General features: G+C 32.5%; 14 protein-coding genes. 7 read left to right on the top strand and 7 right to left on the bottom strand.

Features of this window, described 5'->3' with window-relative positions:
- Positions 1-58 precede the first annotated feature (58 nt).
- The 3 genes from U5A88_RS00950 to murI all read left to right on the top strand — a co-directional run bounded on the left by U5A88_RS00950 (position 59) and on the right by murI (position 2350).
- Positions 59-856, top strand: a complete 798-nt coding sequence (locus tag U5A88_RS00950; protein ID WP_354203166.1) for an OmpH family outer membrane protein — start codon at positions 59-61, stop codon at positions 854-856.
- A 92-nt stretch (positions 857-948) separates the two neighbouring features.
- Entirely contained in the window at positions 949-1452 is a 504-nt protein-coding gene (locus U5A88_RS00945; RefSeq protein ID WP_354203165.1) for an OmpH family outer membrane protein, read from the top strand.
- Between the two features lie 106 nt (positions 1453-1558).
- Positions 1559-2350 (top strand): glutamate racemase, encoded by a 792-nt coding sequence (murI, locus tag U5A88_RS00940; protein WP_354203164.1) that lies wholly within the window; start codon positions 1559-1561, stop codon positions 2348-2350.
- A gap of 263 nt (positions 2351-2613) precedes the next feature.
- Here the strand turns inward: murI and U5A88_RS00935 are convergent, their stop codons facing one another.
- Genes U5A88_RS00935 through U5A88_RS00915 form a run of 5 tightly spaced genes read right to left on the bottom strand, consistent with a single transcriptional unit; the run spans position 2614 to position 7677 of the window.
- Complete coding sequence (locus tag U5A88_RS00935; protein WP_354203163.1) at positions 2614-3693, bottom strand: esterase-like activity of phytase family protein; 1080 nt, start codon at positions 3691-3693, stop codon at positions 2614-2616.
- Positions 3693-4199: a DUF6265 family protein gene (locus tag U5A88_RS00930; RefSeq protein WP_354203162.1), complete on the bottom strand. Its 507-nt coding sequence runs from the start codon at positions 4197-4199 to the stop codon at positions 3693-3695. Before U5A88_RS00930 ends, U5A88_RS00935 begins: the two co-directional genes overlap by 1 nt.
- A gap of 15 nt (positions 4200-4214) precedes the next feature.
- Positions 4215-4724, bottom strand: coding sequence for a gamma carbonic anhydrase family protein (locus tag U5A88_RS00925; RefSeq protein ID WP_354203161.1), 510 nt, complete (start codon positions 4722-4724; stop codon positions 4215-4217).
- The gene (locus tag U5A88_RS00920; RefSeq protein WP_354203160.1) at positions 4721-5464 is read right to left on the bottom strand and encodes a LytR/AlgR family response regulator transcription factor; all 744 of its coding nucleotides are present in this window, start codon (positions 5462-5464) and stop codon (positions 4721-4723) included. The genes U5A88_RS00925 and U5A88_RS00920 overlap by 4 nt, the downstream gene beginning before the upstream one ends.
- Positions 5461-7677 carry a tetratricopeptide repeat-containing sensor histidine kinase gene (locus tag U5A88_RS00915; protein WP_354203159.1) on the bottom strand — a complete coding sequence of 739 codons (2217 nt, stop codon included), beginning with the start codon at positions 7675-7677 and terminating at the stop codon, positions 5461-5463. Before U5A88_RS00915 ends, U5A88_RS00920 begins: the two co-directional genes overlap by 4 nt.
- A gap of 217 nt (positions 7678-7894) precedes the next feature.
- Here U5A88_RS00915 and U5A88_RS00910 point away from each other — a divergent pair, with 217 nt between their 5' ends.
- The gene (locus U5A88_RS00910) at positions 7895-9007 is read left to right on the top strand and encodes a vWA domain-containing protein (protein ID WP_354203158.1); all 1113 of its coding nucleotides are present in this window, start codon (positions 7895-7897) and stop codon (positions 9005-9007) included.
- A complete protein-coding gene (locus U5A88_RS00905) occupies positions 8997-9683 on the top strand; it encodes a hypothetical protein (protein ID WP_354203157.1) in 687 nt (228 codons plus the stop codon). The genes U5A88_RS00910 and U5A88_RS00905 overlap by 11 nt, the downstream gene beginning before the upstream one ends.
- Here U5A88_RS00905 and U5A88_RS00900 read toward each other — a convergent pair.
- Positions 9680-10675 (bottom strand): PorP/SprF family type IX secretion system membrane protein, encoded by a 996-nt coding sequence (locus tag U5A88_RS00900; protein WP_354203156.1) that lies wholly within the window; start codon positions 10673-10675, stop codon positions 9680-9682. The two genes, U5A88_RS00905 and U5A88_RS00900, sit on opposite strands and share 4 nt — an antisense overlap.
- An 86-nt stretch (positions 10676-10761) precedes the next feature.
- Positions 10762-13443, bottom strand: coding sequence for a T9SS type B sorting domain-containing protein (locus tag U5A88_RS00895; RefSeq protein WP_354203155.1), 2682 nt, complete (start codon positions 13441-13443; stop codon positions 10762-10764).
- A gap of 59 nt (positions 13444-13502) precedes the next feature.
- Here U5A88_RS00895 and U5A88_RS00890 point away from each other — a divergent pair, with 59 nt between their 5' ends.
- Both U5A88_RS00890 and U5A88_RS00885 read left to right on the top strand, forming a co-directional pair.
- Positions 13503-14396, top strand: coding sequence for a NifU family protein (locus U5A88_RS00890; RefSeq protein ID WP_354203154.1), 894 nt, complete (start codon positions 13503-13505; stop codon positions 14394-14396).
- A gap of 49 nt (positions 14397-14445) precedes the next feature.
- Positions 14446-14646 carry a dodecin family protein gene (locus tag U5A88_RS00885; protein WP_354203153.1) on the top strand — a complete coding sequence of 67 codons (201 nt, stop codon included), beginning with the start codon at positions 14446-14448 and terminating at the stop codon, positions 14644-14646.
- The last annotated feature ends 33 nt before the right edge of the window (positions 14647-14679 follow it).

The raw sequence follows: 14679 nt of genomic DNA, 5'->3' as shown, positions 1-14679 counted from the left end.
TAGTACATTTGCAACATATTTTACTTTGGCACGGTTTTTTCTAAATACACATTGCACTATGATACGTAAAATAATTTTTATACTGGCATTATTTGTAAGTACTATAATTGTAGCCCAAAAGCCACAGAAAATAGCGTATATAGACATGCAGTACATTCTAGATAATGTACCTGAATATGTTGAGGCAGAATCTAGACTAAAAGCCAAAGTAATTACTTGGCAACAAAAACTGGATGCTATTAAAAGTGAAATTGAAACTTTAAAAACGGATTTAAGTAACGAAAAAGCATTGCTTACCGACGATTTAGTTAATGAAAAACAAGAAGATATTGAAATTAAAGAATTGGATCTGAAAAATTTGCAAGCTGCTTATTTTGGTCCTAATGGAGATATGTTCTTTTTACGTCAGCAGTTAGTTAAACCGGTGCAAGATCAGATTTACAATGCCGTACAAGAAATAGCCGTAGCGAAAAAATACGACATTGTTTTTGACAAATCTAGTGAGTTAATTATGCTGTATTCAAATGGTAAATACGATATTAGCGAATTGGTGTTAAGTAAGATAGTAAAAGGCAGAAAAGTAAAAGCTATTGCAGAAAAAAAAGTAGAACGTACAGAAGCTCAAGCGGCAAAAGAAGAAATAGCCAAAACAAAAGCTGAAGAAAGAAAAACAAAAAATGATGCTTTACGAGAAAAAATAAGATTACAAAACGAAGCTAAGGCTAAAAAAAGAGCAGAAGCTATAAAAGCCAAACAAGAAGCTCGTCAAAAACGTTTAGATGAAATTGCTAAGCAAAAGAAAGAAAGAGAAGAAAAAGTAAAGCAAAAACAAGATACAACTAAAACAAAACAGTAATAGAATAAAAGAGGTAACAATTAAAAAGATCCCTCCAACCTCGGGATGACAAGTAATAGAAATAAAAACAATAATTAATAAATTAAACAAAAATGAAACTATTTAAAAATCTACTATTAGCAAGTGTATTATTTTTAGGAGCTATGACCGTAAATGCACAAAAAGTAGCACATATTAATACCGACGAGTTGGTTGCTGCAATGCCAGAAACCAAACAAATGCAAGATGAACTTAAAAAAGTGGTTCAGGCCTACGATGCTGATTTTAAGCAGCAAACTAATGAGCTACAAAACAAAATGCAAAAATATGATCAAGAAGCACCCACTCAGACGGATGCCGAGAATCAAAAAAGATTACAAGAAGTACAAGAAATACAACGTAAATTGCAAATGTACCAGCAAACTGCTCGAGAGGAAGTACAAAAAAAAGAGTTTGATTTGTACAAGCCTATTGCTGAAAAAGCTCAAAAAGCAATTGATGATGTTGCTGCAGCAAAAGGTATTGAGTATGTTTTAGACTCTACACCAGGTAAAGGTTTAGTTGTTTTTAAAGGAACAGATCTTATGGCAGATGTAAAAGCTAAATTAGGTATATAAATAAGATTATTCTTAATAGATTATATTATAAAAATCCTGTCTTACCGACAGGATTTTTTTGTTTTAATTAGTAAGGGTTCATAATCCATTCCCTTATATTTGTATTATGGTTGCTACAAATCCTATTGGCGTTTTTGATTCTGGAGTCGGTGGTGTTTCTATATGGACAGCGTTGATTCAAGAGCTACCTTATGAGAACACTATTTATCTTGCCGACAGTAAAAATGCCCCTTACGGCGAAAGGTCTAAACAAGAAATTATAGACTTGAGCGTAAAAAACACTGAACTACTTTTAGATAAAGGATGTAAACTTATAGTAGTTGCTTGCAATACTGCAACAACAAATGCAATAGATTATCTTAGGGCAAATTACGACGTGCCTTTTATCGGTATTGAACCAGCAATAAAACCCGCTGCACTACGAACCAATACCAATGCTATTGGAATTTTAGCTACTAAAGGAACACTAAGTAGTGAATTATTCCATAGTACTTCTCAAAAATTTACGGAGGGAATTACGGTTGTTGAAACCATTGGCGAAGGTCTGGTACCTTTAATTGAAAGCAATCAAATTAACGGTAAAAAAATGGAACAGCTTTTACAACACTATTTGCAACCTATGCTCCAAAAAAAAATAGATTATTTGGTACTGGGTTGTAGCCATTATCCATTTCTAATTCCTCAAATAAAAAAAATAGTAGGTGATGCTGTTATTATAATCGATTCTGGTGAAGCCGTTGCAAGACAAACCAAAAACATTCTTCAAAAAAATAAAATAGTAAATACTAATATAGAAGCCCCTTCTCATAAACTATATAGCAATGCTGACATAAATACTTTGTCTGGAATTGTGAAAAAAATAAGCCCTTCAGCTATAGTAGGATTTTTAAAATTCTAATTGCACTATTAAATTCAGAATACTCTATAAAAAAAGACAGCTAAGTAAACTTAGCTGTCTAGAGTTTTGGGGTATTATTTTTGTCGCTAAACACTTATGAAAACACCCAAAAAAGAAAAGGCAAAACCCTTTCTAAGTAGACTGCTAATATACAACTTTTTTCATATCATCCTACAAAAAAATCTAAAAATTTATGTTAAAAAACGAAATGTGATTTTCGAAGATTTAATGACAAAGAGATAAAAGATTTTAAATGATTACACTTAATTTAAAATTTCTAATAAAACAAACTGATTTAATTGCAACCCCAATTTGTTGAAATTATTATCTGCTACTAAAATCAGTGTTTTGTTACCATTTTTTAATGTTGGCCCTAATGAAACACCCTCAATATTATCAATAATGTTATCAGTTAGCAAACCTCTAACCGTTTCAAAATCAAATAGCAATTCTTTTTTTGCTGCTAAATAATTTACATATTTTAGGCTGTTTGTTGTAAGTGTATTTGTAGCTTTAGAAGCATCAATCTTAAATAATTTAACCGTATTGCCTAGTGTGCCCATACCGCTAGAAAAACTACGCTCAATTACTATAAATTTATCTTTCTCGTATTCTATTAAATCCGTTAATCCATTTACAGCAAAGTTTCCTTTGGGTTTTTTAGCAATTTTATCCAGCAAATAAGCAAATTGTTTGGTAGGTCTTTGAGTTTTGGCATCTATGTAAGTAATTCTAACGGGAGATTTTGTCTCGGTTACTTTAGGCTCAGGACCATCAGCTTCTAGAGGCAACTCCATTGCAATCCAATATCCTTTTTTGTCGTAACTAATTGTCAACCCTTCTAAAGTACCATTATTTCTTGGTTTTTGTTTGCTTAATGCTTTTAAAGCTGCTGGAATTTTATAAAAATGATTAATTATCCCATTTGAGCCTACACTAAAAAAAGAAGGGTCTTTTTGAAGGTTAATAATACCTTCACTGGTAACTACAACTTGGTTAGAATTTTTATCAAATCGTATTGCTTCTAAATCTAAATACTGAGTGCTATCTTTAATTTTTACAACATTGGTAAACATCACAGTATCTATTTTTGAATTGTTAATGCTAATATTCGCTTGATAATATCTGGGGTTTGAAGCATCATCACAAACCAAGTAATACTTTCCGTTTGCATAATCAATTCCGGACAAACCACCAACTAAAGTTCCTTCAACGAATATATTTTTAGGTGCTACATATTCATCCAAGAATTTAAGCTGTAATTGTTTTTTCGAAGTTGTTTTTACGGTTTTACAATTTGATAAAACTATACTTATTAAGATTATAGCAAGGGTTTTTTGCATTAATTACTTCTTTTAAAATAAAAGTCCATTTTCCGATATGTACTATCAATTTTTCCTTCAATCCAAGCATGTATAGAATCTTTTACCGGATTTGTATAGGATATTTTATTGGGAAAATCGTGTTGCTCATTAACAAATGTAAATACATTGTTTTCTCTGGGCGAGAAGTTAAAAGTAACAGGTTTTTCTTCGTTTTGATTAGGTACACTTACAACTAAAAATAAACCTTCAGGTTTTTGTTGTACTGTCATATTTTCTTGAAAAACAGTATCTTTTAATACTGTTGTGTAAGCATACGCAGTTAACGTACTATCATTTAATTGAGCCCAAGTTTCATAAGATTGTTGATCTATTGTAATGTTAGTCCATTTACCAACAAGCCATTTAAGCTGTTCAATTTCGTCATAATTTTTTTCTGAAATTGTATTAGTCTGTTCAAGTTTTTGTTCCTTTTTTTTACAGGAAACCAACATAATAAGACCAATTAGGATTAAAATTTTACGCACTGATTTAAGTTTTAGTTATTTATACCAACTTGAATATTTTACATAATTATTAGCTATTCTATCTATTTCTCCGGAAATAAGCTCCTCAGATATATCTTTTATTTTTTTTGCTGGAGTACCCGCGTAAATACTCCCAGATTCAACTCTTGTTCCTTTGGTAACAACTGCTCCTGCAGCAATAATTGAATTGCTTTCCACAATACAATCATCCATAATAATACTGCCCATACCTACTAAAACATTGTCGTGAATGGTACACCCATGTACAATGGCATTATGTCCTATGGAAACATTATTACCGATATTTGTTGGACTTTTTTCGTAGGTACAATGTACCACTGCTCCGTCTTGTACATTTACCTTGTTGCCCATTTTTATGTAGTGTACATCACCACGCAACACTGCATTATACCAAATACTGCATTGGTTTCCCATTTCAATAGCACCTATAATAACAGCATTTTCGGCAATAAAACAATCATTTCCGAACTGAGGCTCTTTTCCGTTAAGTTTTTTGATAATCATTTAAAATAAGATAAAAAATCTGCTTTTTTAGAGGCAGAAACACTTAATTCCTTTCCGTTTGCCAACGTAACTGTGCCTCCTTTTCCTTTTTTGTATGATGCAATATAAGATACATTTACCATATATGATTTATGGATACGTGCAAATCCGCTATCTTTTAATATATTTTCAAAATATTTTAAGGTTTTGCTGACCAATTTTTTATGATTATTCTCTAAAAAAAGTTCCGTGTAGTTATCATCGGCCTTGCAGTACATAATATTTTTCATTTCTAACACCTCAAAACCTTCTTGTGTAGGAATGGTTATTTTGCCTTCATTCGCTTTTATTTTTGGAACTAAACCGACGTTCTGTAATTCACTTTCTTTAGTTCTTAGCGTGGTTACATAATCAACGGCTTTAATCAGTTCGTCAATGGAAATAGGTTTTAGCAAATAATAAGAAGCATGTTTGTTTAGTGCTTCTATGGCATATTGGTTGTAAGCGGTAACAAAAACGACTTCAAAAGTTGTGTTTCCCAATTTTTCAAGTAAATCGAACCCACTACCATAGGGCATTTCCACATCTAAAAACACCAAATCCAACTCATTATTTCGAATCAAAACAAGAGCTTCGTCAATATTTTCAGCTTCACCAACAATCTCAACTGTTGGACAGTATTTTTGCAGGTAATTTTTTAGGATTTCCCTACTGGTCTGTTCGTCTTCTACTATTATGGTTTTTAGGTTGTTTTTGGTCATTGATCTTTCTTTAAAGTTAACACCACCTTAGTTCCTGTTTTATCATCGTACATGTCTTTGATAAAAACATCCACCTTGTCTTTGTACATTTGGTTTAATATCTTTATACGTTGTTTAATATTTTGCATTCCTTTTGACTTTTGCTTTTTCTGATGTTCGGTTTTCAACGCTTTAGACTTTGCTCTACCAATTCCATTATCCGATATTTCGATCTTTATGGTTTCTTCATCTACTTTGTCTAAACTCACTTTTAAAAATCCTTTCTCCTTTTTATAGCGTAATCCATGCCACACGGCGTTTTCCACATAGGGTTGTAATAACATTGGCGGAATTTGAAACTGTCCTTGGTCAATGTTCTTATCGACAGTCAATTCATAATCAAACTTATCCTTAAAACGAGAGTGTTCTAATTTTAAATATAGCTCTAACAACTCAATTTCATTTTCCAGTGAAATAAAATCTTCTTCGGAATTGTTCAGTACACTTCGCATTAAGGTAGAAAAATCGGTCAGATACCTATTTGCAGTACGTTCATCGTTTTGTGCTATAAAACTATTTACAGAATTTAATGCATTAAAAATAAAATGCGGATTCATCTGCGTTCGCAACGATTTTAACGCTAAAAGATTATTTGCCAAGCGACGTTGCTTGTTGCTTCGTAGCATCCAAAACAAAGAAAATAAGAGCAGCAGTAATCCACCCAAAAGTGCATAAATAATAATTTTTTGACGCCGATCGTTTTCAATAGTTAATCTATTCTCTGTTTGATTTAATTGATATTTACTCTCTGAAAGTTCTCTGTCTTTTTCCAAACTCGTAATTCTATTTTGCTTTTCAGACAAATCTCGATTTAGGGTTGCTATTCTTGCTATTTCAGCTTCTTTTTGTTGGTAGATTTCATCAATCAAAGACACAAATTTCTGATAATTGCTCAATGCTTTGTTGTCGTCTCCCAAGGATGCATAAGCCTCAGAAAGACGTTGTACAGCATCTTTTTGTGTAAAGATATCATCGTTTTTTTCGGCCTCATCCGCACTTTGTTCCAAAATAGGAATAGCTTCTCCTAAATTATTCTGCTTTAATAAGGCATTACCCAAATCGAGTTTAGCTTTAGGCTTGTTTAAGACAACATCTTCACTTACAACCTCTTCTAGGTCAGCTTCTTCTAAATTTTTTAAGGTTTGTTTTCTTTGCTCTACTTCTTTATCAACATTATTGTTACGGCTGTAAAATTCAGCAGCTCGTTGACTTTGGATGGCTTCTTCTTTAGGGCTCTGAGTCTTAACATTGGTTTTTGCCAAATTCAAAAACTGCTCCGCTTGGATGATATTACCTTCCACCTCAAAAGCATTGGAAATTTTTGTGTTCAGCTCCGTTATTTGAGCCGTGTTTTTTTGTTTTTGGGCTAACTCTAAAGCCTTTCGGTATTGTACTATTGCAGCACTCGATTTTTTTAACCTTAAATACACATCACCCAATCCTTTAAATGCAGATATTTTTTGAGTGTCCGATATTCCTCTTCCTTTTAAAACCGTTTTGTACGCTGTTTCGCTTTTTGTGAAATTATTGTTCAGCAAATAGGCCTCGGCCAATTTTAAATGAACGGTTGTGTTTTTAATATTATCAACCGATACCTTATAATTACTTGCCGCAAGATCGAACTGTTTTAAGTTCATATAAACATCGCCTAAAACATGATAAGATTCTGCAAGTTGATTCTTGTTATTATCGTCATCAGCAATTAATAAAGCCTCTCTAATTTTATCTATACTTTTGGTGGGGTTCCTCTTCTTATAATAACTGGCCGAATCGATAAATTTTTGGAATTCAGCCGAACCCTCTCGCTTTCTAATTTTAGAAGGCGACCAAGCCTTTTTGCTCTCTTTCCTATCTAATACTCCTGATTCGTCTTGTACCTCATAATAGATACTTCCTGTCAATCTGTATGTGTTGATAACCTTGCCGTTTTTACTAAGTTCAATCACATCACCATTTTTTGCATTAATAGAAAACTCTCCGTTGACATCTGTGGTCGTTTTTAAACCTTTACTTTTAACACGTACTGTTAGACCACTTAATGGGGTGCCGCTTTCGTCTGTAACCCTATCTGAATATATCTTATTGGGAAGGGCTATCCTCTCGTTTTCCTGAGCATGAATAAAGGAAAGTGCCGCAAAAAATAAAATAATGAATATGTAAAATTGTCGCTTCATTAGGTTTCTAATATGATGTAAATCTACATACTAATATTGGTTTTATAAAATGGTAGTACGCTAAAAACAAGCTTTTTGGGGCTTAAATTGTCCACAAATTCCCTATACACTTTTTTAAAAGTCTTTTTCACTCATTAAAACATCCACTTTACTCATTTGTAGTTTTTTTCGCTTTTTGTTGACATTACTTTTACCCTGAATTTTAAAACGAAAAACAATGAAGAATATTAGTAAAATTTTAATCTTAATGTTGGCTCTTAACAGCTTTTTTGCTTTTGCCAATGAAAACCATCCAAAGAAAAAAAATACGATAAAAGTAGCATTGTTACTAGACACCAGTAATTCAATGGATGGACTAATAAACCAAGCTAAAACACAATTATGGGAAATTGTTAATGAACTATCTTATGCTAAATGTGATAATGAAAACCCTGATTTGAAAATCGCTTTGTATGAATATGGCAATAGTAATCTTCCTTCGAAAGAAGGATTTATCCGACAAGTAATTGGATTTAGCTCTGATTTGGATGAGATTTCAGAAAAGCTATTCGCTTTAAAAACAAATGGCGGTAACGAGTTTTGTGGCGAAGTAATAATGACTTCCTTAAAAGAACTGGAATGGGGCAAAAATAAAAAAGATTTAAATATCATTTTTATTGCAGGTAACGAACCTTTTACTCAAGGTAAAATAAACTATAAAGATGCCGCAACACAAGCCAAAGAACAAGATGTTGTGGTAAATACTATTTTTTGCGGTAATTATCAGAACGGAATTTCAGGCATGTGGAAGGATGGTGCTAAGCTAACAGGTGGCGATTATATGACCATAAACCAAGATGAAAAAATTGTACATATTGCTTCTCCTTATGATGACGTAATTATCAAACTGAATAAAAAATTGAACGATACCTATATCTATTTTGGGGGAAATGGCAGAAACAAAATGAGATTACAAGCTGTCCAAGATAGTAATGCCTCGGAATTGGACGAAGTTGTTGAGGTTAAAAGAGCGGTAAGCAAGAGTTCTAGAATTTATAACAATTCATCATGGGACTTGGTAGATGCCGAAAAAGAAGAGGGGTTTAGTTATGATAAATTGGATAAAAAAACCTTACCTGAAAAACTTAAAGGTAAATCTAACAAGGAAATCAAAGCTTATGTTGCGGAACAAGGTAAAAAACGTGCTGAAATTCAAAAGGAAATCCAGGAATTGAACACCAAAAGAAATAAATATGTTGCCGAAAAGCAAAAAAACAATAGTAAAGGTTTAGATAATGTAATGGTTGAAGCCATTAAAAGACAAGCTAAAAGCAAAAATTATGAATGGTAAAATAATGAAGTATAATTTATTGATGATAATGGCATTTTTAGGAATGCTATTATCGTCTTGTCTAAAATCAACTGATGGAGTAAGTATTAATACTTTTTCTGAAAAATCAGAAGAAGAAAAACAAACTTCTAAAAACCTTGTGGCTGATTTACCAATGCTTATTGATAGTACAAATTATATTGTATTCTCAATACGAGACAATAAAATTCAAGAAAGAAAAAGAGGTTTATATAAAAGTGGAAATTGGTATAATAATTATTTAGATAATTTAATTTTTCAGAATATAGAAACACAAGAAACTCATATTTTAACCAAAAAGGAAATTAAAATAATTTCTTATGAACGGTTATTAGACAGCCTTAATCCATCATTAAACACAACACTTTATCAGATAATTGATTCTTTTCCAAAGAACGAAAAAGAAGAAACTTTTACATCGTTATATTTGAGTACGAATGATGGTAAAAATTTTACAAAAATTACAAAAGAAAATGAAAATTTACATGGTTGGAAATATATCCCTGAAACCAATAACATTTACTTTATAACCAATAATGATTTGGACGGTAACAGAAAGTTAAATGATAAAGATGGGCAATCGATACATTCCATTTCTGTGAATGATTTTATAAGAACAGATTTGTTGGTGGAGAAGCTGGAAACTTTGAATAACTAATTATCATTCTTAAACAAAAACGGGTTAAACCTCGGAATATAACCTTGGTCTTTTGGTCGCTTTTGAAATAGATTTACACCCAATGTAAATTGATGAAAACCTCCATTAGTAAAAGTAATATTGTTAAGTTGATGGGTATATGTATAAGAAATTAAATAGCGGTCAATTTCAAATCCAGCAATGGGTGTAAGTTGGCTTAACTCTTGCAATTTATTACCATCTAAACTTTGTCGGTAAGATAAAGCTAACCAAACACGTTTATTTCGATCTAATAATTTATAAACTTTTGCACTCAGATCAACATTAAATTCACCCGTTTTTTCTACATATTGTAACATTACTGAGGGCTCTACTTGAAACCTTTTCTCCCATCCAAAAAAGTAACCCATGTTTAGTAAATAGGTTCTTAAATTTAGAGAGCTGTAATTATTATCAACCGAGTTTTTAGAATTTAATAATAAGTTTTTTGCGGTAAAGTAGACATAGCCATCTAAATTAAAATAAGCGGCACTAAAATCAGCATTTACATAATGATCCGATTCAATGACCTGAGATATTACAGGGTCGAAAGCTGTAAAACTACGTTGATCCGTACTGTTTTGAACATATGATCCAGACAAAGACAAAGATAATTGGTTCAACGCATCGTCTCTACCAAAATTAAGATGATACGCATAAGTTGCTCGGAATCCCAATTGTGAATGGTAACCGTTTTTGTCGTTAAAAAATAATCCGCCCAAAGCCATTTTTTTTCCAAATCGTTGATGATAACTCAATGTTTGCAAAGATGGGGCGTCTTCATTATCTGACCATTGCTGCCTATGTGTAAGCCTTAACTTTGCTGAATTACCGATACCAGCAGCTGAAGGATGCACCAAAAAAACATTATCCGATAAATAATCAGAATAAATAGGCAATGTACCTTGAGCATTTATATCCAAAGTGCTTAATGCTATAAATATAAATAGTAAACCTTTCTTTAAATCTTTCATCTCATAAAATTTCACTAACCTATTCATTTCTCACTATTCATCTTGGTTATTATTAACCATTTTATTTTAAAATGCCCATTATGGGCTTATCTTCTGATTAAGCTAAAATTTCCTTTAAGCGTTCTACCATCTTCTAATTGCACTTTAAACCAATAATCAGATTCTGGCAATAACTTACCTCTGTACCTACCATTCCAACCTTCTCCAGCGGGGTCAATTTTTGTGAGCACTTTACCAAACCTATCAAAAATATAAATGAGTGATGCAGGTTGAAAGCTTACACCATCTATTTGCCAAGTATCGTTAAACCCATCACCATTAGGAGTGAAAAATTTAGGGAAACCAATAACTGAAACTTCTTCTTCAATAGTACCACAACCTTTTTTATCTCTTATGTAAATGGTATGTATTCCTGAGGTAACATTTTCAAAAACGTTAGAATCTTGATAGGATCCAAAAGCATCATCGATTGCATACTCATACTCTCCCTCACCAGAAATAGTTACGGTAACCGTATTATTTTCTAAAGCATCTTCCACTTGAAAGTTTTGAAAAGCAGCAATATTAGAAGTTCCGACCGTAATTGACTTTGTTCTTGAGCAATTGGTTGTAGTATCAAAAGCAGTAAGTTTATAAATACCTGGTTCGGTAAAATTATAAAAAGCGGTATTCCCTTCAGGTAAAGGATTATCACTGTTGTCTGTCCATTGATAGTTATATATACCTTGAGGATTTTCAGCAACTACAGTAACTGGTTCTGATGGTTTGTTTAAGCAAACAAAGGCTTCGTCAGCTAAATTAAATTCTGGTAAAGCATTAACCCGTAATGTAACAAAATAGCCTAATCCTAAACATTCGTTATTGTCTTTACTTTCAATTCTAACCACTAAATTTTGCGTAAATGCGACTGTATTTTTATAATTTTCAGGGTTAATAGCATTGGTTTCCGACAAACCATCTTCCATGGTTTCATAATAGGTGACTTCTAAATTCTGATTTGCTGGCAATTGGTCTAAAACAGGTTGTGTTGCTTCGTTTAAGTTAAAAGTTGTAAATCCATTTGTATCATCACCATCCGAAGCATTATCACATTCGTTTACAATTAAAGAAAAATCAGCATCAATAGTGGTTGAAGATACTTTTAAATTTACTTCTGCAATATTCTCGCATTCATAGATGTTTTCTACTCGAGCATAGATTTTTGTTGCTTGAGCATTAGAAAAGGCTCTTGGGTTTTGAATGGCTTTATTAAAATCTCCTTCTTCGGCATCAGTTCTATTTTGATAGAACCTTATCGTTAAATCAGTATCATCTGTAAACATTAATGGAACAGCTTCATTTAAATTAAAAGTGGTAAGTCCGTCGGTATCATCATCACATTGGAAAAGGTCAACTGGAGTATTTACTGTAGGAACATCAAAAATGGTAATGGTTTGTGTAATCGTTTTAGTTTCTGAAGCTGTGGTTACATCAACATTTACCACATAATCTCCGGTAGAGGCATAAATATGAACTGGTTCTAAATCTGTTGAAGTCGATCCATCACCAAAGTCCCATTTAATAGATATGATTGGTTCATTAGACTCAATAGAAAATTTGGTTTCACTACCCAAACAAAGATTCTCTACTGTTATTAGTGCCGCAAAAAACGATTGAATAAAAGGAGGCAATCCTTGCGTAGAAAATTTACCTCCCAAATTGATTGACTCATGCCTGTAATCTGATGCCGTGGCATCACCATCAGGGTTGTTGATAACGCCTAAAAAAGCAGCATTATCAATGGTTCTGTAAATTTTACCGTCAAGCCCCACTTGTAAAGCAGCTCTAGAGTTTACATACCTATGTAGTTCAAATCGAGAAGCATTAATGTTCAACTCGGTAGGTTGAGCCATATCCACTCTAAACTGTAATAACAGTTCTTCATATGGGCCATTTCTCCCAAAATTACCAGTAGAAACGTATAACTTTTTACTCAAAGGAGAGAACTCGACACCATATCCAAATGCTCCTGATAAATTAAGTCTTCTTTGGTTGGAAACTTTACCCGTAACACTATCAAAATCATATAAAAAAGTGCCGGAAGACATATTTGCGGAAACTAATAGTTTTCCATCTGGAGAAGTCTTTAAATATCCCCTAAAATCTTCAGGATTTACAAAACCTGTATTCCCTGCAACTGGAGTGGTTTGCACCCCGTTCTGATTAACTTTAAAAACATTAAACCGTCCATCTTTTGAAGTTATTACCCAAAAAGCTTCTTCGTTTTCTACCTTAACAGCAGTAATTTTTTCAGTTACAGGAGAGGCTAATAATAATGTCGCATTTGGCGAATTATTCGTCCCAACAACATCACCCAAACCGCCATCTAAAGTCATATCAACAGTATAGTAATTTAGCCCATTTTCACCTCCAGACCAATCTACAGTAAAAATATAATAAATGGCTTCATCATCTGGCTTAGGAACAATAATTGCAGATTGAGAGCTTGAAGAATTTCCTAACAAACCTCTACCGCTAGGCATTCTAGTATGATTTTTATTCCATACAGAACGTCCGTCGGTATAAAAAAGAAGATTACCGCTAACATCGGATATTGTTGCACAACCCTCGGTAGTAATCAATTCACCATTGGTATCTGCAATCGGAGCTCCAGAGCTAAAGTCTAACCCCGCTTTACTACCAAAATACCAATGAGAAGCCTCTTTTTGTGCTAAACAGGTAATAGATATAAACAGAAAAAATAAAATAAAAAAGTAATTTTTCTTCAAATGATTATATTTAGATGATATCAAATATAGTATTACTTTTGTAATAAATTAATTTGAAGATGTTAAAAATAAATATAGAAAGTACTAAAACACCAACTATAATCAAGTTTGTCTCTAACAGGATCTTAACTGAAGGGAGCTTTGAATACAATTCGGTCGAAGAGGTTAAAAACTCGACTTTTATACAACAATTGTTTCATTTGCCTTTTGTTAAAAAAGTGTTTGTCACCGCAAATTTTATTGCTGTTGAACGTTTTAATATAGTGGAGTGGTCGGATGTTCAAGATGAGCTAAAGGGTGTTATTGAAAATTATCTTACGGTAAACGAAAGTCTCTTTAATACCAATAAAGAAGTCAAACAAGTGGTTGTTGAAGTTTATGCTGAAAGCACCCCAAATCCAGCTGTAATGAAATTTGTCAGTAATAAATTGTTGTCATCACAAAACATTGAAGTTATAGTACCAGAAGATGCCAATGAAGCACCTATTGCTAAAGACTTATTCGATTTTCCGTTTGTTAAAGAAGTATTTATTTCTGACAATTATATTTCTATTACTAAAAACAATAGTGTAGAATGGTTTGAAATTACAACTGCTTTACGCGATTTTTTAAAAAAATACCTGTCGGAAGCTAAACCAATAATTACCGAAAACTATACTCCTAAAGTTAATGAAAAAGCTGAAATCAATACTGTTGTGCCAGAGGATTTGGATGATATTTCTCAAGAAATTGTAGCTATTTTAGATGAATATATAAAACCTGCGGTTACTTCTGACGGTGGTAATATTATGTTTCAATCATACAATACAGAAAGCAAAACGGTCAGTGTTATTTTACAAGGTGCTTGTAGCGGATGTCCTTCGTCTACTATAACTTTAAAAAATGGAATTGAGGCCACTTTAAAGCAATTATTGCCTAATAAAATTGAGGAAGTGGTAGCTTTAAATGGATAAATTTGTATATTTACGATTCACTTATTTATTAAATTTAAAAACAAATATTATGGCAGTAATGAAAGTAATTGAAGTAATGGCAAATTCTGATAAAAGTTGGGAAGATGCAACTCGTAAAGCAGTAAAACACGCTTCAAAAAGTGTAAACCATATTAAATCAGTATTTGTGCAATCACAAAGTGCAGTTGTCAAAGATGGTGATGTTGAAGAATTCAGAGTTAATGTGAAAATTACCTTTGAAGTAAAATAAAATTTTTTATAGCCTGAAAAAAGCTAAAGCGTT

It is taken from the genome of Aureibaculum sp. 2308TA14-22 (genome assembly GCF_040538665.1).
Taxonomy (GTDB): domain Bacteria; phylum Bacteroidota; class Bacteroidia; order Flavobacteriales; family Flavobacteriaceae; genus Aureibaculum.
This window is presented reverse-complemented; position numbering and strand designations above follow the sequence as displayed.